This window comes from Enterobacter quasihormaechei, assembly GCF_004331385.1.
Lineage (GTDB): Bacteria > Pseudomonadota > Gammaproteobacteria > Enterobacterales > Enterobacteriaceae > Enterobacter > Enterobacter quasihormaechei.
The window spans coordinates 176,418-201,462 of sequence record NZ_SJON01000002.1 but is presented as its reverse complement, the minus strand read 5'-3'; the positions used below and the strand labels follow the sequence as shown (position 1 = coordinate 201,462).

Here is a 25,045-nt window from a genome sequence, read left to right as displayed (position 1 = left end):
CTCTTAACCTTTAATTCCGCTGCTGGTGACGCCCTGTACGAAGTAGCGCTGTGCCAGGAAGAAGACAATGATGGATGGCAGAATGGAGATGCTCGCCATTGCCAGAATTTCGTTCCACGGCGCGCCTTCGGTGACGTCGATGGACATTTTCAGCGCCAGTGCGATGGGGTATTTATCCACGCTGTAGACGTAAATCAGCGGCCCGATAAAGTCGTTCATGGACCACATAAACTGGAACAGGGCGACGGAGATAATGGCCGGCTTCAGGATCGGTACCACCACGTACCACAGCACCTGAATCGAGTTACAGCCGTCGATTTGCGCCGCCTCTTCCATGTCACGTGGTACGCCGCGCAGGAACTGGATCAGCATGAAAACAAAGAACCCCTGCGTGGCGAAGGCCAGCGGCAGGTACAGCGGCATGTAGCTATTCAGCATGCCCATCTCACGGAACATCAGGTACTGCGGGATCAGCAGCACGGTGCTGGGCAGCAGCATGGTGGTGATGAGCGTGGCGAACCAGAACTTCTTCCACGGGATTTCGAAGCGGGCAAAGCCGTACGCCACGATGGTGGAGGAGATAATGGTCAGGATCACCTTCGGAATGACGTACTTAAAGGTGTTCAGCATGTAATGGCCGAAGGTGTACTCGGTGCCGGTTTTCCAGCCGTTGACGAAGCCATCCCAGGTGGCGTGGGCGGGCCACAGGCTCAGGGTGGTGAAGATCTCGTGGTTCGGTTTGAACGACGCCGAAAACATCCATACCAGCGGGTAAAGCATCAGCAGGCCGACAAACAGCAGGATCGCGTAGCGAACGTAGGCGTTGATTTTCTCTCTGCGCAGCGTGCGGGCCACTTCGCGCTCCGCAACGCTTCTTGCCGTGGAAAGTTGTTGAATATCAGCCATTTTTGCCCCCTTTATCGGCGGAGTAGAACACCCAGTATTTCGACGACTTAAAGGCGATGCCGGCGAAGACGGCCACCACCAGGAATAGCACCCACGCCAGCGCCGCCCCGTAGCCCATATCGAAGTACTTGAAGGCGGTGTCGTAGATGTAGAGCGAGAACAGGTAGGTGGAGTAGGTCGGCCCGCCGCCGGTGATCACGTACGGCCCGGTAAATTCCTGGAACGCCTGCGTGGTCTGCATGATGAAGTTGAAGAAGATCACCGGCGTAATCAGCGGCACGGTCACTTTCATGAACATTTGCCATTTAGACGCGCCGTCGATCATCGCCGCTTCGTACTGGGACTGCGGTACGTTTTGCAGCGCGGCCAGGAAGATGACCATTGCGGAACCGAACTGCCAGACGCGCAGCAGGGTAACGGACATCAGCGCCAGCGACGGTTCTCCCAGCCAGTTCACCGGGTCAAAACCCAATACGCCGATAAAGCTGTTCAGCAGGCCATCGATCGCAAATAAGGCGCGCCACAAGACGGCAATGGCGACGGAACTGCCGAGGATCGACGGAATATAGTAGGCCGTCCGGAAAAATCCGATGCCGCGTAATTTAAAGTTCAGGACAAAGGCAATCCCTAATGCAAAGGCGAGCTTCAACGGGATGGTCAGAAATACGTAGGCAAAGGTCACGCCCATGGATTTCCAGAAGAGCGTGTCTTCGGTAAACATATAGCGATAGTTTTCGATGCCGTTAAACACCGGCGGGCTCATCAAATCGTAATCCGTAAAGCTGAGGAAAAACGACGAGACGAAGGGGAATGCCGTAAAGAGTATCAACCCGATGATGTAGGGTGATATCCATGCGAGCCCCAGCAGCTTGTTTTCATTCATACATACCTACCTGGCAATCAATGGTTTAATACGGAATCAGCTTTGTTACATTTTCCCAGGCCCGCACTGCGCGGCATGAGAGATGAAATTCAGGGTGCAATGTCGGGTGGTGGCAAAACAGTAGATTGTTTTTTAACGTTTTTTCTTTTTCGTTATTGCCGGGAACGCTTTGGGTTTTAAAAGAGCTGAACCGGCGTTCTTGGATACTAAAACATCGTTTTATTTTATATTATTGCGATTTATTTCTGCGTCATGCGCTTAATGGTGGAAATGTGATCGGCGTCGAAACGCTGTTTCAATATAGTGAGGGAGGTGGCATTTTTGACTTTTCACGGACGATCGCCGCGGGCACTGACGAGGGGATAAGAGGCAAAATCGGGAACGGGAATAACAATAGTCACGCAGCGTGGCTAACTACCAGATCTGATAGCAGGTCTACAGATGTATCAATTCGGCATTCAGATAATTCTTACATTCTTGTATGATTTGTTACACCGGAACCAGTCAGGCAGAATTTCACTGCATCCCTAAAAGAAGAACAGTTATGTCAGCGATGGATTTCAAACAACATACGGATCTCAACTTTCCTCAATATGCTCCCCCGGCGGTCAGCGCTAAAGAAATAGATCTTCTGGGTCTGCTGGACGTCCTGCTGGCAGCAAAAAAACGCATCGTCACCATTGTGTTCGCATTTGCACTGGTCGGCCTGGCAATCGCCTTCCTGATACCGCAAAAGTGGACCAGTAAAGCGGTCATTACGCCAGCGGAACAGACGCAGTGGAGCTCGCTGCGCCAGATGATGGTGGCGCTACAGGTGCTTGATGTGGATGTGAAAATCACTCGTGCGGATGTGTTTAATCTGTTTATCAAAAAGTTTCAGTCCCAGTCCCTGCTTGAAGAGTACATGAAGAGCTCGCCTTACGTGATGGCTCAGCTCGATGGCGCCGAGGTTGACCCGCTGGAGCTGCACCGCGCGGTGGTCAATATTGCCGAAAAGATGAAGGCCATTGATAACACCCAGGAAAAGAATGCCGATAAAGCACCGTACCTTTCCTGGACGTTAAGCTTCACGGCCCCAACGGCAGAGGACGCGCAGAAGGTGCTGAACGGGTATATTCAGTACATCTCCCGCATCGTCGAGCAGGAGACGATGCAAAACATCCGCGATCAGCTGATCCTGAGAACCAAAACGGTTCAACAGCAGCTGGAGCTGGATCGGGTTCGTCTGACCAATATCCACAATACCAACCTGCAACGCCTCAACTACTCGCTGGAAGTGGCGAACGCGGCAGGGATCAAAAAGCCGGTCTATAGCAATGGACAGGCAGTGAAAGACGATCCGGATTACTCCGTTGCGCTCGGCGCGGACGGGATTGCGCAGAAGTTGCAGATTGAAAAAAATCTGAAGGACGTTTCTGAGCTGAACGCCGATTTCCAGAACCGTGAATACTATCTGGCACAGCTGCAAAAACTCTCGTTCGAAGATGTGAGCCTGGAGCCATTCAAATACCAGCTTTCTCCTTCTATGCCGGTGAAAAAAGATGGTCCGGGCAAAGCCCTGATCGTGCTGCTGGCGTGTGTTCTGGGCGGACTGTTTGCCTGTGGCAGCGTGCTGCTGCGCGAGGCGATGAGCTCCCGCAATCCGCTGCCGGAACAGCTTCCTGAGCCGGTGACGGAGTAACATCAAAAAAGGCGCTCAAATGAGCGCCTTTTTTTTATTTCAGGAAATCTTCGCGTACCGGCGTAAACGTATCCAGCAACGTACCGGGTTTCAGGCAGATGCAGCCGTGCATCACGTGTGGCGCTTTGTAGAGAGTGTCGCCCGCCGTCACTACATGCTTCTCTTCCCCAATCGTAAATTCAAATTCGCCCGAAAGAACGTAGGTGAGCTGCTCATGCGGGTGGTTATGCATCGGGCCAATCGCCCCTTGCTCAAAATTCACTTCCACCGCCATCATCCTGCCGTCATGCGCCAGAATACGACGCGTCACGCCATTACCCAGATCGTCAAGCGTGGTCTCTTTATGGAAAATAAACATATTTTCGCCCTGTCATGTAATGAAACAATGTTTCATTTAACTTATCTCACCCACGCATAAAAGGAAACGATTAGCCAAATAACTGGAAAGGCGATCACAAGTTTGCTTCACTGGGTGAAACGCACAGGAGGAAAGATGAAAACGATCGGTCTGTTAGGGGGCATGAGCTGGGAATCAACGATCCCGTACTACCGCCTGATTAATGAAGGCGTCAAACAGCGTCTGGGCGGTCTGCATTCGGCCAGCCTGCTGCTGCACAGCGTGGATTTTCATGAAATCGAAGCTTGCCAGTCGAGCGGGGAGTGGGATAAAGCCGGGCAGATGCTGGCGGATGCCGCGCTTGGGCTGGAGCGTGCGGGGGCGCAGGGTATTCTGCTGTGCACCAATACCATGCATAAGGTGGCGTCGCATATTGAAGACCGCTGCTCGCTGCCGTTTTTACATATCGCGGACGCCACCGGGCGAGCCATACGTTCTTCCGGCATGACGCGCGTGGCGCTGCTGGGGACGCGATACACCATGGAGCAGGACTTTTACCGCGGGCGGCTGAGCAGTCAGTTCGGGATAGAAAGCCTGATCCCGGAGGAGGCTGACCGGGCACGCATTAATCAGATTATTTTTGATGAGCTCTGCCTCGGTACCTTCAGCGAATCTTCTCGCGCCTGGTACGTCAGCGTGATTGAGAAACTGGCCCAGCAGGGGGCGGAAGGGGTAATTTTCGGCTGTACCGAAATTGGCCTGCTGGTGCCGGCGGACCAAAGCCCGATACCGGTATTTGATACCGCCGCGCTTCACGCCGCCGATGCGGTGGAGTTTATGCTGTCATAAGGGTTTTTGCAGGTCAGGTAAGCGAAGCGCCACCTGACGCGTGTGCGCAATCAGGTGTTCACTGAACGCATCCACCAGCGCTGAGGCGGGGCGGTGCAGGGGGCGGATCAGGCTCACGGTAAAGGGAACGGAAACGCTAAACCGGCGCAGGACCACTCCGCTGCTGGCGTAATCCATCGCCGTGAGCGGGTTCACCACCGAAATACCCACGCCCGCGCGCACCATCGCGCAAATCGATGCCGCGCTGTGCGTTTCCACCACCAGCCGCCGCTTCACCTGATGTTCGGCAAACAGGCCGTCCAGAAGCTGCCGGTAGCTGTCGGTCTGCGACAGGCTGATATAGTTTTCGCCGTGGAAATCCGCCGGCGTCAGCACCGCTTTGTGGCTAAGCGGATGGCCGACGGGCAACACGCAGACCTCATCCAGCGAGAGCAGCTCCGTGCGCTCCGTGCCCGCGGGCGTCACGAGGGTTTCGGTCAGACCCAAATCGTGGCGCTGGGCCGAAAGCCACTCCTCCAGCAGCGGCGACTCCTGCGGCACGATGGTCAGGCTGACTTCCGGATAGCGGGCCAGAAACGGCTGTAGCAGCACCGGCAGAAATGACTGGGAAAAGACCGGCAGGCAGACGATGGACAGCTCGCCCTGGCGAAACTCCCTCAGGCTCTCCGCCGCGCTCACGATCCTGTCCAGGCCGTACCAGGAGCGCTGAACCTCCTCAAACAGACGTAACCCCTGCACCGTCGGATGCAGTCTGCCGCGCGCGCGTTCAAACAGCTTCAGCCCCAGCACCTTCTCAAAGCGCGCCAGCTCGCGGCTGACCGTGGGCTGCGAGGTGTGCAGCATCTGCGCGGCTTCAGTGAGATTGCCGGTGGTCATCACCGCATGAAAAATCTCGATATGGCGTAGGTTAACGGCGGGCATAGGGCACCTGGTGTCTGAGCGTTATCCATATCATTTTTGCATAGACTCACCATAAAACGATATTTTTTATTCTCTTCAGGCTATGGCGTAATAATAAAAAACAGATTTCCGGAGACGACCATGCCACGCCCGCTCAACCAGACCGAAACCGATTTAAACGCCTATAACCTGCTGCGCCTGCCTGCCGAATTCGGCTGTCCGGTGTGGGTCTACGATGCGCAGATTGTCCGCGAGAAGATCGCCGCGCTGCATCAGTTTGACGTGGTGCGTTTCGCGCAGAAGGCCTGCTCCAATATTCACATCCTGCGCCTGATGCGCGAGCAGGGCGTAAAGGTTGACTCCGTATCGCTGGGTGAAATCGAACGTGCGCTGGCGGCGGGGTTTGATCCCAAAGCCGATAGCGACGCGATCGTCTTTACCGCCGACCTGATTGACGACGCCACGCTGGCGCGCGTGCACGAGCTGCAAATTCCGGTCAATGCCGGTTCGGTGGATATGCTGAAGCAGCTTGGGCAGGTCTCTCCTGGCCATCGCGTCTGGCTGCGCATCAACCCGGGCTTTGGACACGGTCACAGCCAGAAAACCAACACCGGGGGCGAAAACAGCAAGCACGGGATCTGGTATGCCGATATGCCTGCGGCGCTGGAAGTTTTACAACGCTACGATCTTAAGCTGGTGGGTATTCACATGCACATTGGGTCCGGCGTGGATTACGGCCACCTTGAGCAGGTCTGTGGCGCCATGGTGCGTCAGGTGATCGATTTTGGTCAGGATCTGGAGGCGATCTCCGCCGGCGGCGGGTTGTCCATTCCCTATCGTGAAGGGGAAGAGGCGATCGACACGGATCATTACTACGGGCTGTGGAGCGCCGCCCGCGACAGCATCGCCGCCCATCTGGGCCACGCGGTGAAGCTGGAGATTGAGCCGGGTCGTTTCCTGGTCGCCGAAGCCGGTGTGCTGGTGGCGCAGGTGCGTAGCGTGAAGGAGATGGGAAGCCGTCATTTTGTGCTGATTGATGCTGGCTTTAACGACCTGATGCGTCCGTCCATGTACGGTAGCTATCACCACATTACGGCGCTGGCTGCCGATGGCCGCGATCTGGTCAACGCGCCGCGCATCGACACCGTGGTTGCCGGCCCGCTGTGCGAATCCGGCGACGTCTTTACTCAGCAGGAAGGCGGGAAAGTAGAAACCCGTTCGCTGCCAGAGGTAAAACCGGGAGATTATCTGGTGCTGCATGATACCGGTGCGTACGGGGCGTCGATGTCTTCAAACTACAACAGCCGCCCGCTGCTGCCGGAAGTACTGTTCGATAACGGCGTGGCGCGGCTGATTCGCCGTCGCCAGACCATTCAGGAGCTGCTGGCGTTAGAGCTGGTCTGATTAAACCAGGGTCCCGTTGTCACCGAATCGCGTAAAACCAGCGTGCCGGTGAACGGCGGGATCGCCTCAACCGGCTGGTTTTTTGCCAGCCGGATCGCCTGGTCGATGGCCGTGACGATCATGTTATCGATCGGCAGATACACCGACGACAGGGCAGGCTCCAGCCACTTTGCGCTGGGGGCATCATCAAAACCAAACAGCGAAATATCCTGCGGGATCTTCAGCCCGGCCTGGTGTAATGCTTTGGAGGCGCCCAGGGCCATATCATCGTTACAGGCAAACAGGGCGCTGAACGGCGTCTTTTCCGCAATCAGCTCTTTGCACAGCTCGTAACCCCGCGTCATGCCCGCATCGCCGTATTTAATCCGCCGTTCGTCGAGACGAATACCGTGCTTCTCCAGCGCCTTACGGTAGCCCATCAGCCGCGCTTTACCCGTTGGCGTGTGGATCGGGACGGTGATACAGGCGATCTCCCGATGGCCCTGGCTTATCAGATAATCCACCGCTTTGAAGGCCGCGTCCTGCTGTTCAAAGAAAACGCAGCGATCCGCCGCCTGGCTCACTTCACGGTTAATGATCACCAGCGGCGTCTGCACGCTGTTGATCAGCTTCAGGATCGTCTTTTCGCTCATGTAACGCGTGTACAGCACGATGGCGTCGCATTTGCGGTCGGCGAGCATCTGCACCGCCTGTTCTTCCTGTTCGGGGGCATCGTGGCCGTCGGTGACAATCAATTGTTTACCGTGCGTTTCGGTCTGCCGCGACGCCTGCTGTAGCAAACGTCCGAAGTAAAAACCGTCGAAGGTCGAGACGACCAGACCAATGCTGTTGCTGGTCTGGTTAGCCAGTGAACGCGCGAGAAAGTTCGGACGATAGCCCAGCTCCTCCATCGCGCGAAATACCTGCTGACGCGTGCTCTCTTTAACCTGACCTGTGCCGTTCAGCACGCGCGAAACGGTGGCCTTCGACACGCCCGCACGCAGTGAGACATCCAGCATTGTTGCCATTCGAAATTCCTGTTTCCACGTAATGGTTTGCAGTTTAACACAGACCATCCGGCGCATAAGCGACGTGGGGAGGGCAAAACCCCATAACGATCACGCTTTTCGGTAACGATCTTCACCCGCGGAATAAATACCTGCCATTGGTATACCAAAATGGTGATAAATCGCTATCTGGAATACCTCTGGCGTCGTTGAGAGCTTAATCACAGAACAAAGCGGCTCCTGACGCTATTTTTGGCATACCAATAGTATCCGGCTGTACACCTTATTCAATAAAAGCCCTTTTACTGAGGTATTACCCTATGGCATTTCAGGAAAAACTGATCGACGCTCTGGGCAGTTTTGCCACCACCTTCAACAGCTATCGCTATATCCAGGCGATCAAGTCTGCGTTTATTACCTTAATGCCGGTCATCATTGTGGGGGCGTTCTCGGTACTGATCTCCAATATGGTGCTGGATCCGAAAAACGGCCTGGCGAGCTTTCAGTCGCTGTCGTTTCTCGCGGCGTTAAAGCCGATCACCAGCGCGCTTAACTATGCCACGCTGAACTTCCTTAACATCGGCGCGGTGTTTTTAATCGGCATTGAACTGGGGCGTATTAACGGCATAAAGTCCCTGTTCCCCGGCCTGCTGGCGGTGATCTGCTTTATCTGCGTGACGCCGACGACGGTGGAAATGCTGGTGGACGGCGAGATGCACGTGGTGAAAGACGTGCTGCTGCGCCAGTTCTCCGATACCCGCAGCCTGTTCCTCGGCATGTTTATCGCCATCCTGTCGGTGGAGATCTACTGCTGGCTGGAAAACCGTAAAGGACTGAAAATCAGGATGCCGGACACGGTGCCGCCAAACGTCGCCGCGTCGTTCTCCGCGCTGATCCCGGCCATTATCACCACCACCGCCATTGCGACCTTTGGCTTCGTGTTCCATCAGGTTACCGGTATGTATCTCTACGACGCGGTTTACCAGGTGGTGCAACAGCCGCTGGAGCGGGTGGTGCAAAGCCTGCCGGGGATCCTGCTGCTGATGTTTGTCGCCCAGCTGTTCTGGGTGATTGGGATCCACGGCAACCAGATGATCAAGCCGATCCGCGAGCCGCTGCTGCTGGGGGCGATCACCGTCAACATGAGCGCGTTCGAGCAGGGCAAAGAGGTACCGAACATCATCACCATGCCGTTCTGGGACGTCTATATGAGCATCGGCGGTTCCGGCCTGACCATCGGCCTGCTGATCGCGGTGATGATTGCCACCAAACGTAAAGAGATGAAGGAGATCGCCAAGCTGTCCATCGGGCCTGGCATTTTTAACATCAACGAGCCGGTGATCTTCGGTATGCCAATCATGCTCAACCCGATCCTGGCTATCCCGTTCATCATCACGCCGCTGGTGACGGGCTCCATTGGCTACTTTGCCACCGTGACAGGGTTTGCCGGTAAAGCCGTGGTGATGGTGCCCTGGACCACGCCGCCGCTGATCAACGCCTGGCTGTCCACCGCAGGCTCCATGGGGGCGGTGATCACCCAGTTTATCTGCATCGTGACCGCGGTGATTATCTATCTGCCGTTTGTGAAAATTGCCTCGCGCCGCGCGGAGCAGGCCGCGCTGCAACAAGCTACCGATAACGCATGAGGATATGATGAGCACAAAACAGATAGCCATACCGCAGGACTTTATTCTGGGCGCGGCGGCATCGGCCTGGCAGACCGAGGGCTGGAGCGGCAAAAAGCCGGGGCAGGATTCGTGGGTCGATCTCTGGTACAAGAACGATCGTCACGTCTGGCACAACGGCTATGGCCCGGCGGTGGCCACCGATTTTATCAATCGCTTCCGCGAAGACGTGGCGCTGATGAAGCAGGCGGGCCTGACGCACTATCGCACCTCCATCAACTGGTCACGCTTTTTAACCGACTATGAAAATGCGACGGTAGACGAGGAGTACGCCGCGTACTACGACGCGCTGTTCGATGAAATGCACCGTCAGGGCATTGAGCCAATGATTTGCCTGGAACACTACGAGCTGCCGGGCGTGCTGCTGGAGACCTACGGCGGCTGGGCGTCGAAGCACGTCGTCGAGCTGTTTGTGCGCTACGCGGAAAAGGTGTTTGAGCGCTTTCACGGCAACGTTACCCGCTGGTTTACCTTCAACGAGCCGATTGTGGTCCAGACGCGCGTCTACCTCGACGCGCTGCGCTGGCCCTATGAGCAAAACACCAGTACCTGGATGCAGTGGAACCACCATAAGATTCTGGCGACGGCAAAAGTGGTGAAGCTGTTCCGTGAGAAGGGCTATGACGGCACGGTGGGCTGTATTCTCAACCCGGAGGTGACCTACCCGCGCTCGCGCGCGCCGCATGACGTGCGGGCGGCGGAGATGTACGATCTGTTCTATAACCGCGTTTTTCTCGATCCGCTGGTGCACGGGCGCTATCCGCAGGCGCTCTTTACCCTGCTGGCGCAGCATCAGGTGCAGTGGGACTACACGGCTGACGAGCTGGCGCTGATTGCCGACAACACCGTTGACGAGCTGGGGATCAACCTCTATTACCCGCACCGCGTAAAAGCCCCGTCCCGCGCCTGGCACCCGGAGACGCCGTTCCATCCGGCGTACTACTACGAGCCGTTCGAACTGCCCGGGCGCAGAATGAACCCCTCCCGCGGCTGGGAAATTTATCCGCGCATCATCTACGACATGGCGATGCGGATCAAACAGGACTACCGCAATATCGACTGGTTCGTGGCGGAGAGCGGGATGGGCGTGGAGAACGAAGCGCAGTTTCGCAACCGCAACGGCATTATTGATGACGCGTACCGCATCGCGTTTATCAGCGAACATCTCTACTACACGCTGCTGGCGCGCGAGGAAGGCGCGAACTGCCACGGCTATATGCTGTGGGCCTTCACCGACAACGTCTCGCCGATGAACGCGTTTAAAAACCGCTACGGGCTCATTGAAATCGACCTTGAGAACCATCGCGCCCGGCGGGCAAAAGCATCGGCCTCCTGGTTCCGCCAGCTGCGCGAGACGCGCGTGCTCACGCTGAGCGTTGACGATGAATGGAAGTAAGCCTTCTGGTAAAATAGTGTACAAACTGGCCGGAAGGACGTCCGGCCCGCGCATTAACTGAAAAACACAGGTGAAAACGTGGATAAGGCTGTCATCCTGCCGGAAAAAAAACAGTACCAGGAAATTGGCGAGGATTTACGTGCGCAAATTATCCAGGGGCATTATCCCGTGGGATCGCGCCTGCCGCCGGAGCGCAATATCGCCGAGACGTATGGCGTGAGCCGCACCATCGTGCGCGAGGCGCTGCTGATGCTTGAGCTTCAGGGAACGGTGGATATTCGCCAGGGGTCTGGCGTTTACGTGATGCGCATTCCGGAGGAGCATGAAAACGAGGAAGAGCGCTTTCTGAACAGTGACGTTGGCCCGTTTGAAATACTCCAGGCGCGTCAGCTGCTTGAAAGCAACATTGCTGCCTTTGCCGCAAAAATGGCAACCCGCGCGGACATCGACAACCTGCGCCGCATCATCGAGCAGGAGCAGCGGGCGATTGCCATCGACGATCTCAGCCAGGACAACAATAAAATGTTCCACCTGGTGCTGGCGGGGGCCACCCAAAACCAGATGCTGCTGGCGACGGTTGAGAGCGTCTGGCATCACATGGACAGCAGCCCGCTGTGGCAGCAGTTCAACGGTCATATCGCCAGCCGCGCCTGGCGCCTGAAGTGGCTCGGCGACAGGCAAACCATTCTCGCTGCGCTCCGCCGCCGCGACGTGATGGGGGCCTGGCAGGCCATGTTCCAGCATCTTGAGAACGTTAAAAAGAGCCTGCTTGAGCTGTCAGACGAAGACGCGCCAGATTTTGACGGCTATCTCTTCGAATCGGTTCCCCTTTTCCAGGGGAAGCTGGTGTGAAGATCCTGCCGCTTTACGCTGCGCCGCAGTTTACAGAGCAGCTAATCGACTGGATCTGGGAAGCGTTTGGTGAAGGAGTGCCGCGCGCCTTTTTCCAGAGCATCGTCGAGCACAGCCTGACGCCGGGCGCGTTACCGCTCACCTTTATTGCCGTTGAGAACGATCGGCTGCTGGGCACCGTTGGGCTGTGGCGCTGCGATTTAATTTCCCGGCAGGATCTTCATCCATGGCTGGCTGCGCTGTATGTCGATGAAGCCGCCCGGGGAAAAGGGCTGGCGGGAAAACTTCAGGAGCATGTGAAGGGCTATGCGCGACGCGCCGGGTATCACGAGCTGCATCTCTGGTCTGCCTGCCGCGACTTCTACGAACGTTACGGCTGGCACTACATCGGCGATGCGCTGGAATACCCGGATAAAACCGTCCATCTCTATCGCTGTTCGCTCGCGGCTTCAGCGGGCGAAACCACCGAGTGACGGCGCACTAAGGTTGGGCTGAACAGGTGAGTAATTTCCGGCGGCGGGCGATGCTCGGCCAGCGCTAACGCCAGTTCTGCCGCCTGCGTGGCCATGGTTACAATCGGGTAACGCACGGTGGTCAGGCGAGGGCGCACGTAGCGCGACACCAGCACATCATCAAAGCCAATCAGCGAAATTTCTGCCGGCACGTCAATCCCGTTATCGTTTAACACGCCCATTGCGCCTGCGGCCATGGAATCGTTATAGCTGGCCACGGCGGTGAAATTCCGCCCGCGTCCCAGCAGCTCGGTCATCGCCTGCTCGCCGCCGCTCTCATCGGGTTCACCGTACGCCACAAGGCGATCGTTGCAGGGCAGACCGGCTTCGCGCAGCGCGTCGTAATAGCCCTGAAGGCGATCTTCAGCATCGGAAATCGGGTGGTTGGAGCACAGATAACCGATACGGGTATGGCCCTGCTGGATCAGATGACGGGTTGCCAGCCATGCGCCGTAACGGTCGTCAAGCGCCACGCAGCGGGTTTCAAAACCGGGAATAATACGGTTGATCATCACCATCCCCGGCATTTGTTTCATCAGGTGAATCAGCTCGGCATCGGGGATCATTTTGGCGTGTACCACCAGCGCCGCACAGCGATGACGAATCAGTTGCTCAATGGCCTGGCGCTCTTTTTGTTCATTGTGGTAGCCATTACCAATCAGCAGAAAATTACCGGTGTGATAAGAGACCTGTTCTACGGCTTTGACCATCGCGCCGAAAAACGGATCGGACACATCCCCGACCACCAGCCCGATGGTTTCTGTTGACTGCTGGGCAAGGGCACGCGCGTTGGCGTTAGGGTGATAATTCAGGTTTTCCATGGCGTCCTGCACGGCCTGGCGCGATGCATCACTGGCTTTAGGGGAGTTGTTGATCACGCGGGAGACGGTCGCGACGGAAACACCCGCCAGACGAGCCACATCCTTAATTGTCGCCATTCAATACCTTCTTATAGGGGTAAGCGTTTACACACTAACTAGTGTTGCGGAAAAGCGGCGCGCATTCAAGGGGACCGGGTGGGCGTCCTCTGCAAACGTGATGCAGAACATCCCTCGCGGTGTAATCGTTACACGGCCAGTCATGTCTGAATAATGTCAATCTGAACCTTTAGTTACACTTTGCCTCAGGCTGTTGCGATTGTCCGTTAGCAACGATGCGCCGTGAATTGCTAGAGTCGAGATCCCAGAGGTATTGATAGGTGGAATCAGCTTCGGTTGATTAACACGATTTACACCAACCTGCGTTTTACGCAGGTTTTTTTTTGCCTGTAAGTTCAACCTGTAACAGCAACAGAGAATATTCACACCTGGTTGCACTTCGGCTCATTCCCTTGCGTTTTCCAGCTGGCGAAGCGTACCGCCAGAGACCACAATCAAGATCCCAGAGGTATTGATTGGTGAGAATTCTTAGTACGTTTTCGTACTCTTCTCTTGCACCAACCTGCGCGGATGCGCAGGTTTTTTTTCGCCTCTGTATTTGCTATCGCTCCCTCACTACTTCTCGTGTAATCTGCCACCATTTATACCTTTCATACTGGCTGGCAAAGGGAGTTGAAATGCTTTTTGGGTTCTTCCGCACACTGTTTCGCGTCCTGTTTCGCATCCGCGTAACGGGCGATACGCAGTCGCTCTATGGCGAGCGTGTTCTCATCACTCCGAATCACGTCTCCTTTCTTGATGGCGTATTGCTGGCGCTGTTTTTGCCCGTCCGTCCCGTCTTCGCGGTGTACAGCTCCATCAGTGAAAAATGGTACATGCGCTGGCTCAGGCCGCTGATTGATTTTGTGCCGCTCGACCCAACCAAACCGATGATGATTAAACATCTGGTGCGTCTGGTTGAGCAGGGACGCCCGGTCGTCATCTTCCCGGAGGGGCGTATTTCCGTGACGGGCTCCCTGATGAAAATTTATGACGGGGCCGGTTTTGTCGCGGCGAAGTCACGCGCCACCGTCGTGCCGTTGCGCATTGAGGGGGCTGAACTGACCTTTTTCAGCCGCCTGAAAGGGCTGGTGAAGCAGCGCCTGTTCCCGAAAATCACGCTGCACATTTTACCGCCAACGTCTCTGCCGATGCCCGAGGCGCCGCGGGCGCGTGACCGCCGTAAAATCGCCGGGGAGATGCTGCACCAGATTATGATGGAAGCGCGCATGGCCGTTCGCCCGCGCGAAACGCTGTATGAATCGTTGCTGTCGGCGCAGTATCGTTACGGCGCGAAGAAAAACTGCATTGAAGACATCAACTTTACGCCGGATACTTACCGTAAGCTGTTGACCAAAACGCTGTTTGTCGGGCGCATCCTTGAGAAGTACAGCACACGGGGCGAAAAAATTGGCCTGATGCTGCCGAATGCGGGTATCAGCGCGGCGGTGATCTTTGGTGCCGTCTCCCGGGGCCGCATTCCGGCAATGATGAACTACACGGCGGGCGTGAAGGGGCTCTCCAGCGCGATTACCGCGGCACAAATCAACACCGTCTTTACCTCCCGCCAGTTCCTGGATAAAGGCAAGCTGTGGCACTTGCCGGAACAGCTGACCCAGGTGCGCTGGGTATTCCTGGAAGATTTGAAAGCAGACGTCACGACGGCCGATAAGCTGTGGATTTTTGCCCATCTGCTGATGCCGCATCTGGCACAGGTCAAGCAGCAGCCGGAAGACGATGCCATCATCCTCTTTACCTCCGGCTCTGAAGGCAACCCGAAAGGCGTGGTTCACAGCCACAAAAGCATCCTGGCAAACGTTGAACAGATCAAAACTATCGCCGACTTTACCGCCAACGATCGCTTTATGTCGGCGCTGCCGCTGTTCCACTCTTTTGGCCTGACCGTGGGGCTCTTCACGCCGCTACTGACCGGGGCCGAAGTGTTCCTCTACCCAAGCCCGCTGCACTACCGCATTGTGCCGGAACTGGTTTATGACCGTAACTGCACCGTGCTGTTCGGCACGTCCACTTTCCTCGGTAACTACGCGCGTTTCGCCAACCCGTATGATTTCTTCCGCGTGCGCTACGTGGTGGCGGGGGCGGAAAAACTCCAGGACAGCACGCGCCAGATTTGGCAGGACAAATTTGGCCTGCGCATTCTGGAAGGCTATGGCGTGACGGAGTGTGCGCCGGTGGTATCCATCAACGTACCGATGGCGGCAAAACCGGGAACGGTTGGCCGCATTCTGCCGGGGCTGGATGCGCGGCTGCTGGCGGTGCCGGGCATTGAAGACGGCGGACGCCTTCAGCTTAAAGGGCCGAACGTCATGAACGGCTATCTGCGCGTGGAAAATCCGGGCGTGCTCGAAGCGCCGACGGCTGAGAACGTCAATGGCGAGGTTGAAACGGGCTGGTACGACACGGGCGATATCGTGCGCTTCGACGATCAGGGCTTCGTGCAGATCCAGGGACGGGCAAAACGCTTCGCCAAAATCGCCGGTGAAATGGTCTCTCTTGAAATGGTAGAGACGCTGGCGACCGCGGTCTCTGCGGAGAAAATGCATGCGACCGTGGTGAAAAGTGATGCCAGTAAAGGCGAGGCGCTGGTGCTCTTTACCACCGACGCTGAACTGAAGCGTGACGTGCTGCTCAGGTATGCACGCGAACACGGTATTCCCGAGCTGGCAGTGCCCCGCGATATTCGTTATCTCAAACAGTTACCGGTGCTGGGCAGCGGTAAACCCGATTTCGTGACCCTGAAGGGCATGGTTGAAGAGGCGGAACAGCAAAATGCGTGAGTCAGTACACACTAACACTTCAATCTGGTCGAAAGGCATGATGGCGGTTATCGCCGCTCAGTTTCTTTCCGCGTTCGGCGATAACGCGTTGCTGTTTGCCACGCTGGCATTGCTGAAAGCTGAGTTTTATCCCGACTGGAGCCAGCCGATCCTACAGATGGTGTTTGTGGGTGCTTACATTGTATTTGCGCCGTTTGTCGGACAGGTGGCGGACAGCTTCCCGAAAGGTCGGGTCATGATGTTTGCCAACAGCCTTAAGCTTCTGGGCGCGGCAAGCATCTGCTTTGGTATCAACCCGTTTGTCGGCTACACGCTGGTGGGCATTGGCGCGGCCGCTTACTCTCCGGCGAAATACGGCATTCTGGGGGAGCTTACCACCGGTGATAAGCTGGTGAAAGCCAACGGCCTGATGGAGTCCTCCACCATTGCGGCGATTCTGCTGGGTTCGGTGGCGGGCGGCGTGCTGGCAGACTGGCACGTGCTCGCCGCGCTTGGCATCTGTGCCCTGATGTACGGCGGCGCGGTGATCGCCAACCTGTTTATCCCTAAACTTGCAGTGGCGCGTCCGGGACAATCCTGGCGCTTTGGGCCAATGACCGGCAGCTTCTTTAATGCCTGCCGCGTACTGTGGCGCAACGGTGAAACGCGCTTCTCGCTGATGGGGACCAGCCTGTTCTGGGGTGCCGGCGTCACGCTGCGTTTCCTGCTGGTGCTGTGGGTGCCGGTGGCGCTGGGGATAACAGATAACGCCACGCCGACCTACCTGAATGCCATGGTTGCCGTCGGGATTGTTGTCGGGGCCGGGGCGGCGGCCAAACTGGTAACGCTTGAAACCGTTGCGCGCTGCATGCCTGCGGGGATCCTGATCGGCGTCGGCGTTCTGTTCTTCTCCCTGCAACATGCCATATTGCCTGCCTATGCCCTGTTGTTACTGATTGGCGTGTTAGGCGGTTTCTTTGTGGTGCCGCTCAACGCGCTTTTGCAGGAGCGCGGCAAGCAGACAGTCGGGGCTGGCAACGCCATTGCGGTGCAAAACCTTGGCGAAAACATGGCGATGTTGCTGATGCTGGGGATCTACTCGCTGGCGGTAAAAGCGGGCGCGCCGGTCGTGGCAATCGGAGTGGGGTTTGGCGCACTGTTTGCGCTGGCGATTACCGGGCTGTGGGTCTGGCAGCGTCGGCGGTGATATCTTTGCCGGGTGGCGGCTCCGCCTGACCCGGCCTACGTTTCGTGATGTTGGCAGATTTTGTAGGCCCGGTAAGGCAACGCCGCCACCGGGCAAAACGTCAACTTAAGGTGCCGGGTAAGTATAAACCTGATGCACCGCTTCAATCTCCGCTAACACCTCTTCGCTGAGGGTCAGGTGGAAACTCTCAATATTGGTTTTCAGCTGCGCCATTGTCGTCGCGCCCAGCAGAGTACTGGCGACGAACGGCTGACGACGCACGAAGGCCAGCGCCATCTGCGCCGGATCGAGCCCGTGACGCTTCGCGATATCCACATACGCCGCAACGGCTTTTTGCGTCTGCTCACCGCTATAGCGGGTGAAGCGGCTGAAAAGCGTGTTACGCGCGCCAGCCGGTTTCGCGCCGTTCAGGTATTTGCCCGTCAGGGTACCGAAGCCCAGGCAAGAGTAGGCGAGCAGCTCCACCTCTTCGTACTGCGTCACTTCCGCCAGACCCACTTCATAACTGCGGTTTAACAGGCTGTATGGGTTCTGGATGGTCACGATGCGCGGCAGGTCGTGTTTATCGGCCAGATGCAGATAGCGCATCACGCCAAACGCCGTCTCGTTGGAAACGCCGATGTAGCGGATCTTGCCCGCGCGCTGACATTCCGTAAGCGCTTCCAGCGTTTCCAGCAGGGTAACGGCCGGAGCACTCTCGTTCCAGGTGTAGCCGAGCTTGCCGAAGCAGTTTGTCGGACGCTGCGGCCAGTGCACCTGATAAAGATCGAGATAGTCTGTTTGCAGGCGCTTGAGGCTGGCATCCAGCGCGGCACGGATATTCTTGCGATCGAGGATCTGGTTAGGGCGGATCCCGGCATCGTTATTACGGGAAGGGCCGCTAACCTTAGAGGCGAGAACCAGCTTTTCGCGATTGCCACGTTTCGCCAGCCAGTTGCCGACGTATGTTTCGGTAAGGCCTTGTGTTTCCGGGCGTGGAGGAACAGGGTACATCTCCGCCACGTCAATCAGGTTAATGCCCTGGCTGACGGCGTAATCGAGTTGTGCATGGGCATCGGCTTCGCTGTTTTGTTCACCAAATGTCATGGTGCCCAACCCCAGTTGGCTGATCTCCAGAGCGCTGTGGGGGATACGGTGATAATGCATAGCCGGTTTCCTTTTTAGACATACAGACTGCGTCAGGAACCTCCCGACAAAGGAATATAAACATGGCAGAGGGAAGGCAAAAGGGGAAGGAAAAAATCATAAAGGCCAGCAAGCTACTGACCTTTATCTGTTTAACGCTCGATGATCTGGGATACTTCGTCGCGATTAATTTGCATTTGGTTGCCTTCGCGATCGCGGTAACTCACCAGACCGGTATCGTCGTCGACTTCGGGTTTGCCATCGGTCAGGATCATGCGACCGTCTTTCGTTGACATGACATAGTCGCTGCTACAACCCGATACCGCAAACGCTAAACCGACTGCTGAGATAATTACTGCCCATTTTTTCATCGTTCTCATCCTCACCTGGCTCGTATCAAATCATAGTGTAGTAATAACCTGATATTACGACAGGTGAAAGGGGGGAAATCTTAAAAAGGAGGAGATTATGTTAGCCGGAGCGCAAAATTGGTAAAAAACTATGTTTTCAACAGGAAGTGGCGTGCCAGCAGCGCCCCGGTGAAATTCTTTTTAAGATAGAAACCGCGCGGCAGTGTCAGGATCGGTTCGCCCCGTGCGCCTACCGCTTCAGTAAGCGCTTTGCTGTTGGCGGCTTTTGGACGGAGTTGCAGCACTTCGCCATGCCGGGCGGTGATCCGCTCAACCTGTCCCAGCACAATCATATCCATCAGCTCTTCCCAGTCCTCGGAAAGCTGCCTTTCCTCTTCTTCATCCGGACTCCAGAGCAGCGGGGCGCCAACGCGACGTTCTGCCAGCGGGATCTGCCTGTCGCCCTCAACGGGTACCCACAACACCCGCTTCAGCTTATGCCTGACGTGGCTGGTTTCCCATGTCACTCCGCTGTTCCCCGTCAGCGGCGCCACGCAGACAAAGGTCGTTTCCAGCGGCCGCCCCTGGCTATCGACAGGGATCGTTTTCAGCTCAACGCCCAGCGCCGCAAAATCTTGCTCGGGTTTACTGCCCGCGCTTGCGCCCAGCCAGCGTTCAAGCAACACGCCGATCCAGCCTTTATCGCGCTTCAAATCGTTAGGTATCGTTAACCCCGCCATTACGGCCAGCTCACCCAGCGAATAGCCTGCCAGACGCTGTGCCTGCTGGAGCAGCTGGGCTTCACTGACGGGAGGGGAGAGCAGTGGGGCGAGAGAATGCATGCTAACAACCTTTTGATTAAAAAATGAGCTGATATTTTATCCCTTGTGGATAGAGTTTACCTTTTTCTGAGTACATATTCCATGTGGTTGGTTTTTATCAGGTTTTTTAGAATAAAAAGCAGCGTGGCATGGCTAAAAAACAGGTTGTGCAATTCTGGTCACTGACAATAAACAGGATCTTACACCATGTTATCCACAGAAAAATGGGATAACTGGGTATAACCGCCACTACTGTTTCAATTTACAGCCTTGACGTGCGATGAAAATCGAATTTTCACACAAATTGTGCCTAACTTATTGGCACAATCTGTGGATAAAACCGACGCTGTTCGATCTTTCATCAGCAGGAGGATCTTTGATGTGACGATCGTCACGTTAATCGCCTTTAACGCCCTGTATTTAACTATAACCATATGAATTTAAATTCTTTATCATGAAGGTCGTAAACGGGCATTTCGTCGGTCTACAAGGTTGTTCATCGGTAATTCCGTACTTCTTCACAACTATATCCACAGAAAAGGTGAATAAAAATGGTCTCAGTCGCCCTCATCTGTTTATAACTCCTCACAAATTTGTGAGTTATTCAAATGTTATTAGGTTGCAGGCCTGTAAGAGAGTGGTTTACCGCCTCCCTGTAGTGTGAAACAATCATTCATATATCAGATTTAGTTTGGGGTAGTCCGGTGATTGATGACGATGGCTACCGCCCAAACGTAGGAATAGTAATTTGTAATCGTCAGGGTCAGGTGATGTGGGCCCGGCGATATGGTCAGCACTCCTGGCAGTTCCCGCAAGGCGGGATCAATCCTGGAGAGTCCCCAGAACAAGCGATGTACCGGGAGCTGTTTGAAGAGGTTGGTTTAAGCCGCAAAGATGTTCGCATCCTGGCTTCGACCCGCAACTGGTTGCGTTACAAGTTACCGAAACGTTTGGTGCGTTGGGACACAAAGCCGGTTTGTATCGGCCAGAAACAGAAATGGTTTCTTTTGCAGTTGGTGGGCAACGATTCAGATATCAATATGCAAACCAGCAGCACGCCGGAGTTTGATGGCTGGCGCTGGGTAAGCTACTGGTATCCGGTTCGTCAGGTCGTGTCTTTTAAGCGCGATGTTTACCGTAGGGTGATGAAAGAGTTCGCAAGTGCCGTTATGCAGCTTCAGGAGACGCCTCCGAAGCCACAGAGCGCACCTGCCTGGCGACGTAAAAGAGGTTAAGCTACGCAAATCATGCTCACCCGCTTGCGAGAAATAGTTGAAAAGGTTGCCAGTGCGCCTCGCCTCAACGAGGCGCTGAATATTCTGGTGACGGACATCTGTCTTGCGATGGAAACCGAAGTCTGTTCGGTCTATCTGGCCGACCATGACCGACGTTGCTACTACCTGATGGCAACCCGCGGTTTAAAAAAACCACGGGGACGCACCGTTACGCTCGCGTTTGATGAAGGTATTGTTGGCCTGGTCGGGCGACTGGCGGAGCCAATCAACCTTGCCGATGCGCAAAAACACCCCAGCTTTAAATATATTCCTTCCGTAAAAGAGGAGCGTTTCCGCGCTTTTCTTGGCGTGCCGATTATTCAGCGCCGTCAGCTGCTTGGCGTGCTTGTTGTTCAGCAGCGAGAGTTGCGCCAGTACGACGAAAGCGAGGAGTCCTTCCTCGTCACGCTGGCAACGCAGATGGCTGCGATCCTCTCCCAGTCCCAGCTGGCCGCCCTTTTTGGCCAGTATCGTCATACGCGTATCCGCGCGCTTCCGGCCTCGCCGGGCGTCGCTATCGCCGAAGGCTGGATGGATGCCACGCTTCCGTTGATGGAGCAGGTCTACGAAGCCTCTACGCTGGATGAAGCGCTTGAGCGCGAACGGCTTACCGCCGCGCTGGAAGAGGCAGCGAATGAGTTTCGACGCTACAGCAAACGCTTTGCCGCTGGCGCGCAAAAAGAGACGGCGGCCATTTTCGATCTTTACTCACACCTGCTTTCCGATGCGCGCTTGCGCCGTGAGCTGTTTGCCGAGGTCGATAAAGGTTCGGTGGCAGAGTGGGCGGTTAAAAAGGTCATCGAAAAATTTGCCGAACAGTTTGCGGTGCTGACTGACGGTTATCTGAAAGAGCGAGCCGGTGATTTACGCGCGCTTGGGCAACGTCTGCTTTTCCACCTCGATGATACCATTCAGGGGGCGAATGCCTGGCCAAGCCGGTTTGTGCTGGTGGCCGATGAACTCTCGGCGACGACGCTGGCGGAATTACCGCAGGACAGGCTGGCGGGCGTGGTGGTGCGCGATGGCGCAGCTAACTCCCATGCCGCTATCATGGTGCGCGCGCTCGGTATCCCGACCGTTATGGGCGCGGATATTCAGCCCTCCGTGCTGCATCGCCGCACGCTGGTGGTGGACGGGTATCGCGGTGAGCTGCTGGTTGATCCTGAGCCGGTTCTCCTCCAGGAGTACCAGCGCCTTATCAGCGAAGAGAATGAATTAAGCAAGCTGGCGGAAGATGACGTCAACCTGCCCGCGCAGCTCAAAAGCGGTGAGCGGGTAAAGGTGATGCTCAACGCTGGCTTAAGCCCCGAGCACGAAGAAAAGCTCGGCAGCCGCATCGACGGCATTGGCCTTTACCGCACCGAAATCCCGTTTATGCTGCAAAGCGGCTTCCCCTCAGAAGAGGAACAGGTTGCGCAGTATCAGGGCATGTTGCAGATGTTCAACGACAAACCCGTAACGTTGCGCACCCTGGACGTCGGCGCGGATAAACAGCTGCCCTACATGCCCATCAGCGAGGAGAACCCCTGCCTCGGCTGGCGCGGGATCCGCATTACCCTCGATCAGCCGGAAATCTTCCTTATTCAGGTTCGTGCGATGCTGCGCGCTAACGCGGCCACGGGGAATCTCAGCATTTTGCTGCCGATGGTCACCAGTATTGACGAGATCGACGAAGCACGGCGGTTGATAGAACGCGCCGGGCGCGAAGTGGAAGAGATGATCGGCTATGCGATCCCGAAACCGCGTATCGGCGTGATGCTCGAAGTGCCCTCAATGGTCTTTATGCTGCCGCAGCTGGCGAACCGCGTCGATTTCATCTCCGTCGGCACCAACGACTTAACGCAATACATTCTGGCGGTCGATCGCAACAACACCCGCGTTGCCAGCATCTACGACAGCCTGCATCCGGCGATGCTTCGTGCCCTGGCGATGATCGCCCGTGAGGCTGAACAGTACGGTATTGATCTACGCCTGTGCGGTGAAATGGCCGGAGACTCTATGTGCGTCGCGATCCTGATTGGTCTGGGGTATCGCCATCTGTCGATGAACGGCCGCGCGGTAGCGCGCGTGAAGTATTTGTTGCGTCATATTGACGTCAATGATGCCCGCGAGCTGGCTGAGCGCAGCCTTGACGCGCAGCTGGCAACTGAGGTTCGTCACCAGGTGGCGGCATTTATGGAACGACGCGGTATGGGTGGCCTGATCCGCGGTGGTCGCTAACGCCTTTCCCCTATTCCTCAGGGCGGAGGGAACCCCACAAATGAATGCGAGCAGCTAACAATCCCCTCGCCCCTTTTGGGAGAGGGTCAGGGTGAGGGGACCTGCGTGCATCAAACCCTATACACATCTTTTACATCTCAGGCGCATCCTCCGCGCCTGCCTTATGCTATGATTCGCAACTTTGGAGCACCTGCCAACGGCGGGAATGCAATTCAGCCGCTGTCCACTTTCAGCGGAATAACAACATCTTGTGGTGACAGATGAACAGTGGTTATCTGCATTTTCCGGAATTCGATCCGGTAATTTTCTCAATAGGACCCGTAGCGCTTCACTGGTACGGTTTGATGTACCTGGTGGGCTTCGTATTTGCCATGTGGCTTGCTGGCCGTCGCGCCAGTCGTCCCGGCAGCGGCTGGACGAAGAACGAAGTGGAAAACCTGCTTTATGCTGGCTTCCTCGGCGTGTTCCTGGGCGGTCGTATCGGCTATGTCCTGTTCTACAACTTCCCGGTATTCCTGAACGATCCGCTCTATCTGTTCCGCGTCTGGGACGGCGGCATGTCCTTCCACGGCGGGCTGATTGGTGTGATCCTGGTCATGGTGATCTTCGCCAAACGCACCAAACGTAACTTCTTCCAGGTGGCTGATTTTATTGCGCCGTTAATTCCGTTTGGGCTGGGCGCAGGGCGTCTGGGCAACTTCATCAACGGTGAGCTGTGGGGGCGTGTCGATCCGAGCGTGCCGTTTACCATGCTCTTCCCGGGCTCGCGCGCAGAGGATATCGCGCTGCTGCCTTCGCACCCTGAGTGGCAGTCTGTTTTCGATACCTACGGCGTTCTGCCGCGCCACATGTCTCAGCTTTACGAGCTGGCCCTGGAAGGCGTGGTGCTGTTTATCATCCTGAATCTGTACATCCGCAAACCGCGCCCAATGGGGGCTGTCTCTGGTCTGTTCCTGATTGGCTACGGCGCATTCCGTATCATCGTCGAGTTCTTCCGCCAGCCGGATGCGCAGTTTACCGGCGAATGGGTACAGTACATCAGCATGGGGCAGATCCTCTCCATCCCGATGATTGTCGCGGGTGCCATTATGATGATTTGGGCGTATCGTCGTCGTCCACAGCAACAACTTTCCTGAGGAACCATGAAACAGTATCTTGAATTGATGAAAAAAGTGCTCGACGAGGGCACGCCGAAAAACGACCGTACCGGTACCGGTACGCTCTCCATTTTTGGCCACCAGATGCGCTTCAATCTGCAAGAAGGCTTTCCTCTGGTGACGACGAAGCGCTGCCATCTGCGCTCGATCATTCATGAACTGCTCTGGTTCCTGCAAGGCGATACCAACGTTGCTTATCTGCATGAAAACAATGTCTCCATCTGGGACGAGTGGGCAGACGAAAACGGCGACCTGGGGCCGGTCTACGGCAAGCAATGGCGCGCGTGGCCAACCCCGGACGGTCGCCATATCGACCAGATCACAACCGTCATGAACCAGCTGAAGAATGACCCGGACTCGCGTCGTATCATCGTTTCTGCCTGGAACGTGGGTGAGCTGGACAAAATGGCGCTGTCACCGTGCCATGCCTTCTTCCAGTTCTACGTGGCGGACGGCAAGCTCTCCTGCCAGCTCTATCAGCGCTCCTGCGACGTGTTCCTCGGCCTGCCGTTTAACATCGCCAGCTACGCGCTGTTAGTGCACATGATGGCGCAGCAGTGCGATCTTGAAGTGGGCGATTTTGTCTGGACGGGCGGTGATACCCATCTCTACAGCAATCATATGGAACAGACGCATCTCCAGCTGACGCGTGAACCGCGCGCGCTGCCGAAACTGGTGATCAAACGTAAGCCGGAATCAATCTTCGATTACCGTTTTGATGACTTCGAGATTGAGGGCTACGACCCGCATCCCGGCATTAAAGCGCCTGTCGCCATCTGATACGGCGGATCCTGACACAACCGGTG

The 25,045-nt window shown here is 56.1% G+C and carries 22 protein-coding genes and 1 pseudogene; 13 read left to right on the top strand and 10 right to left on the bottom strand.

Annotation, left to right across the window (positions count from 1 at the left end):
- Nucleotides 1-3: 3 nt before the first annotated feature.
- Together E0L16_RS03540 and E0L16_RS03535 are read right to left on the bottom strand one after the other, a co-directional pair.
- On the bottom strand, nucleotides 4-906 hold the full coding sequence (locus E0L16_RS03540; RefSeq protein ID WP_131636339.1) for a carbohydrate ABC transporter permease: 903 nt from the start codon (nucleotides 904-906) through the stop codon (nucleotides 4-6).
- Nucleotides 899-1,789 (bottom strand): carbohydrate ABC transporter permease, encoded by an 891-nt coding sequence (locus tag E0L16_RS03535; RefSeq protein ID WP_063451951.1) that lies wholly within the window; start codon nucleotides 1,787-1,789, stop codon nucleotides 899-901. Before E0L16_RS03535 ends, E0L16_RS03540 begins: the two co-directional genes overlap by 8 nt.
- A gap of 544 nt (nucleotides 1,790-2,333) precedes the next feature.
- On the opposite strand from E0L16_RS03535, the gene wzz(fepE) reads away from it, so the two are divergent.
- Nucleotides 2,334-3,470, top strand: coding sequence for an LPS O-antigen length regulator Wzz(fepE) (gene wzz(fepE), locus E0L16_RS03525; RefSeq protein WP_064909881.1), 1,137 nt, complete (start codon nucleotides 2,334-2,336; stop codon nucleotides 3,468-3,470).
- A 34-nt stretch (nucleotides 3,471-3,504) separates the two neighbouring features.
- On the opposite strand, the gene E0L16_RS03520 is transcribed toward wzz(fepE), so the two are convergent.
- Nucleotides 3,505-3,828 carry a cupin domain-containing protein gene (locus tag E0L16_RS03520; protein ID WP_063869249.1) on the bottom strand — a complete coding sequence of 108 codons (324 nt, stop codon included), beginning with the start codon at nucleotides 3,826-3,828 and terminating at the stop codon, nucleotides 3,505-3,507.
- A 135-nt stretch (nucleotides 3,829-3,963) separates the two neighbouring features.
- On the opposite strand from E0L16_RS03520, the gene E0L16_RS03515 reads away from it, so the two are divergent.
- Complete coding sequence (locus E0L16_RS03515; protein ID WP_131636337.1) at nucleotides 3,964-4,656, top strand: aspartate/glutamate racemase; 693 nt, start codon at nucleotides 3,964-3,966, stop codon at nucleotides 4,654-4,656.
- On the opposite strand, the gene E0L16_RS03510 is transcribed toward E0L16_RS03515, so the two are convergent.
- A complete protein-coding gene (locus tag E0L16_RS03510; protein ID WP_131636336.1) occupies nucleotides 4,651-5,577 on the bottom strand; it encodes a LysR family transcriptional regulator in 927 nt (308 codons plus the stop codon). The two genes, E0L16_RS03515 and E0L16_RS03510, sit on opposite strands and share 6 nt — an antisense overlap.
- Nucleotides 5,578-5,697: 120 nt before the next feature.
- On the opposite strand from E0L16_RS03510, the gene lysA reads away from it, so the two are divergent.
- Nucleotides 5,698-6,960, top strand: coding sequence for a diaminopimelate decarboxylase (gene lysA, locus E0L16_RS03505; RefSeq protein WP_131636335.1), 1,263 nt, complete (start codon nucleotides 5,698-5,700; stop codon nucleotides 6,958-6,960).
- Here lysA and E0L16_RS03500 read toward each other — a convergent pair.
- Nucleotides 6,930-7,967 carry a LacI family DNA-binding transcriptional regulator gene (locus tag E0L16_RS03500; protein ID WP_107533660.1) on the bottom strand — a complete coding sequence of 346 codons (1,038 nt, stop codon included), beginning with the start codon at nucleotides 7,965-7,967 and terminating at the stop codon, nucleotides 6,930-6,932. The genes lysA and E0L16_RS03500 overlap by 31 nt on opposite strands.
- A gap of 299 nt (nucleotides 7,968-8,266) precedes the next feature.
- On the opposite strand from E0L16_RS03500, the gene E0L16_RS03495 reads away from it, so the two are divergent.
- The 4 genes from E0L16_RS03495 to E0L16_RS03480 all read left to right on the top strand — a co-directional run bounded on the left by E0L16_RS03495 (nucleotide 8,267) and on the right by E0L16_RS03480 (nucleotide 12,352).
- Nucleotides 8,267-9,592, top strand: a complete 1,326-nt coding sequence (locus E0L16_RS03495; protein WP_006811828.1) for a PTS sugar transporter subunit IIC — start codon at nucleotides 8,267-8,269, stop codon at nucleotides 9,590-9,592.
- A gap of 7 nt (nucleotides 9,593-9,599) precedes the next feature.
- A complete protein-coding gene (locus tag E0L16_RS03490) occupies nucleotides 9,600-11,027 on the top strand; it encodes a glycoside hydrolase family 1 protein (RefSeq protein WP_131636334.1) in 1,428 nt (475 codons plus the stop codon).
- Between the two features lie 78 nt (nucleotides 11,028-11,105).
- A complete protein-coding gene (locus E0L16_RS03485; RefSeq protein ID WP_131636333.1) occupies nucleotides 11,106-11,879 on the top strand; it encodes a GntR family transcriptional regulator in 774 nt (257 codons plus the stop codon).
- Nucleotides 11,876-12,352, top strand: coding sequence for a GNAT family N-acetyltransferase (locus E0L16_RS03480; protein WP_112791679.1), 477 nt, complete (start codon nucleotides 11,876-11,878; stop codon nucleotides 12,350-12,352). Before E0L16_RS03485 ends, E0L16_RS03480 begins: the two co-directional genes overlap by 4 nt.
- Here the strand turns inward: E0L16_RS03480 and galR are convergent.
- Nucleotides 12,307-13,329, bottom strand: a complete 1,023-nt coding sequence (gene galR, locus E0L16_RS03475) for an HTH-type transcriptional regulator GalR (protein WP_063869266.1) — start codon at nucleotides 13,327-13,329, stop codon at nucleotides 12,307-12,309. The two genes, E0L16_RS03480 and galR, sit on opposite strands and share 46 nt — an antisense overlap.
- Nucleotides 13,330-13,946: 617 nt before the next feature.
- Here galR and aas point away from each other — a divergent pair.
- Together aas and lplT are read left to right on the top strand one after the other, a co-directional pair.
- Entirely contained in the window at nucleotides 13,947-16,106 is a 2,160-nt protein-coding gene (gene aas / locus E0L16_RS03470; protein WP_131636332.1) for a bifunctional acyl-ACP--phospholipid O-acyltransferase/long-chain-fatty-acid--ACP ligase, read from the top strand.
- A complete protein-coding gene (gene lplT / locus E0L16_RS03465; protein ID WP_112791681.1) occupies nucleotides 16,099-17,292 on the top strand; it encodes a lysophospholipid transporter LplT in 1,194 nt (397 codons plus the stop codon). The genes aas and lplT overlap by 8 nt, the downstream gene beginning before the upstream one ends.
- Before the next feature lie 105 nt (nucleotides 17,293-17,397).
- Here lplT and E0L16_RS03460 read toward each other — a convergent pair whose 3' ends face one another.
- The 4 genes and pseudogenes from E0L16_RS03460 to E0L16_RS22170 all read right to left on the bottom strand — a co-directional run.
- Nucleotides 17,398-18,438 (bottom strand): NADP(H)-dependent aldo-keto reductase, encoded by a 1,041-nt coding sequence (locus E0L16_RS03460; RefSeq protein ID WP_063451938.1) that lies wholly within the window; start codon nucleotides 18,436-18,438, stop codon nucleotides 17,398-17,400.
- A 131-nt stretch (nucleotides 18,439-18,569) separates the two neighbouring features.
- Complete coding sequence (locus E0L16_RS03455) at nucleotides 18,570-18,788, bottom strand: YgdI/YgdR family lipoprotein (RefSeq protein ID WP_003862794.1); 219 nt, start codon at nucleotides 18,786-18,788, stop codon at nucleotides 18,570-18,572.
- 128 nt (nucleotides 18,789-18,916) lie between these two features.
- Nucleotides 18,917-19,609 (bottom strand): DNA mismatch repair endonuclease MutH, encoded by a 693-nt coding sequence (gene mutH, locus E0L16_RS03450; RefSeq protein WP_063451937.1) that lies wholly within the window; start codon nucleotides 19,607-19,609, stop codon nucleotides 18,917-18,919.
- A gap of 154 nt (nucleotides 19,610-19,763) precedes the next feature.
- Nucleotides 19,764-19,838: pseudogene (locus tag E0L16_RS22170) on the bottom strand (hypothetical protein); the annotation flags it as partial.
- A gap of 454 nt (nucleotides 19,839-20,292) precedes the next feature.
- Between E0L16_RS22170 and rppH the strand changes: the two are divergent.
- From rppH to thyA, 4 genes are all read left to right on the top strand, one after another.
- Nucleotides 20,293-20,823 carry an RNA pyrophosphohydrolase gene (gene rppH, locus E0L16_RS03440; protein ID WP_063451936.1) on the top strand — a complete coding sequence of 177 codons (531 nt, stop codon included), beginning with the start codon at nucleotides 20,293-20,295 and terminating at the stop codon, nucleotides 20,821-20,823.
- Nucleotides 20,824-20,835: 12 nt separating this feature from the next.
- Nucleotides 20,836-23,082, top strand: a complete 2,247-nt coding sequence (gene ptsP / locus E0L16_RS03435; protein ID WP_131636330.1) for a phosphoenolpyruvate--protein phosphotransferase — start codon at nucleotides 20,836-20,838, stop codon at nucleotides 23,080-23,082.
- Nucleotides 23,083-23,342: 260 nt separating this feature from the next.
- Nucleotides 23,343-24,218 (top strand): prolipoprotein diacylglyceryl transferase, encoded by an 876-nt coding sequence (lgt, locus tag E0L16_RS03430; RefSeq protein WP_063869279.1) that lies wholly within the window; start codon nucleotides 23,343-23,345, stop codon nucleotides 24,216-24,218.
- Between the two features lie 6 nt (nucleotides 24,219-24,224).
- Nucleotides 24,225-25,019: a thymidylate synthase gene (thyA, locus tag E0L16_RS03425; protein WP_131636329.1), complete on the top strand. Its 795-nt coding sequence runs from the start codon at nucleotides 24,225-24,227 to the stop codon at nucleotides 25,017-25,019.
- Nucleotides 25,020-25,045: the final 26 nt, after the last annotated feature.

Coding starts and splice junctions, on each gene's coding strand:
- E0L16_RS03540 (WP_131636339.1), bottom strand. CDS start 906: ATGGCTGATATTCAACAACTTTCCACGGCAAGAAGCGTTGCGGAGCGC.
- E0L16_RS03535 (WP_063451951.1), bottom strand. CDS start 1,789: ATGAATGAAAACAAGCTGCTGGGGCTCGCATGGATATCACCCTACATC.
- E0L16_RS03520 (WP_063869249.1), bottom strand. CDS start 3,828: ATGTTTATTTTCCATAAAGAGACCACGCTTGACGATCTGGGTAATGGC.
- E0L16_RS03515 (WP_131636337.1), top strand. CDS start 3,964: ATGAAAACGATCGGTCTGTTAGGGGGCATGAGCTGGGAATCAACGATC.
- E0L16_RS03510 (WP_131636336.1), bottom strand. CDS start 5,577: ATGCCCGCCGTTAACCTACGCCATATCGAGATTTTTCATGCGGTGATG.
- lysA (WP_131636335.1), top strand. CDS start 5,698: ATGCCACGCCCGCTCAACCAGACCGAAACCGATTTAAACGCCTATAAC.
- E0L16_RS03500 (WP_107533660.1), bottom strand. CDS start 7,967: ATGGCAACAATGCTGGATGTCTCACTGCGTGCGGGCGTGTCGAAGGCC.
- E0L16_RS03495 (WP_006811828.1), top strand. CDS start 8,267: ATGGCATTTCAGGAAAAACTGATCGACGCTCTGGGCAGTTTTGCCACC.
- E0L16_RS03490 (WP_131636334.1), top strand. CDS start 9,600: ATGAGCACAAAACAGATAGCCATACCGCAGGACTTTATTCTGGGCGCG.
- galR (WP_063869266.1), bottom strand. CDS start 13,329: ATGGCGACAATTAAGGATGTGGCTCGTCTGGCGGGTGTTTCCGTCGCG.
- aas (WP_131636332.1), top strand. CDS start 13,947: ATGCTTTTTGGGTTCTTCCGCACACTGTTTCGCGTCCTGTTTCGCATC.
- lplT (WP_112791681.1), top strand. CDS start 16,099: ATGCGTGAGTCAGTACACACTAACACTTCAATCTGGTCGAAAGGCATG.
- E0L16_RS03460 (WP_063451938.1), bottom strand. CDS start 18,438: ATGCATTATCACCGTATCCCCCACAGCGCTCTGGAGATCAGCCAACTG.
- E0L16_RS03455 (WP_003862794.1), bottom strand. CDS start 18,788: ATGAAAAAATGGGCAGTAATTATCTCAGCAGTCGGTTTAGCGTTTGCG.
- mutH (WP_063451937.1), bottom strand. CDS start 19,609: ATGCATTCTCTCGCCCCACTGCTCTCCCCTCCCGTCAGTGAAGCCCAG.
- ptsP (WP_131636330.1), top strand. CDS start 20,836: ATGCTCACCCGCTTGCGAGAAATAGTTGAAAAGGTTGCCAGTGCGCCT.
- lgt (WP_063869279.1), top strand. CDS start 23,343: ATGAACAGTGGTTATCTGCATTTTCCGGAATTCGATCCGGTAATTTTC.
- thyA (WP_131636329.1), top strand. CDS start 24,225: ATGAAACAGTATCTTGAATTGATGAAAAAAGTGCTCGACGAGGGCACG.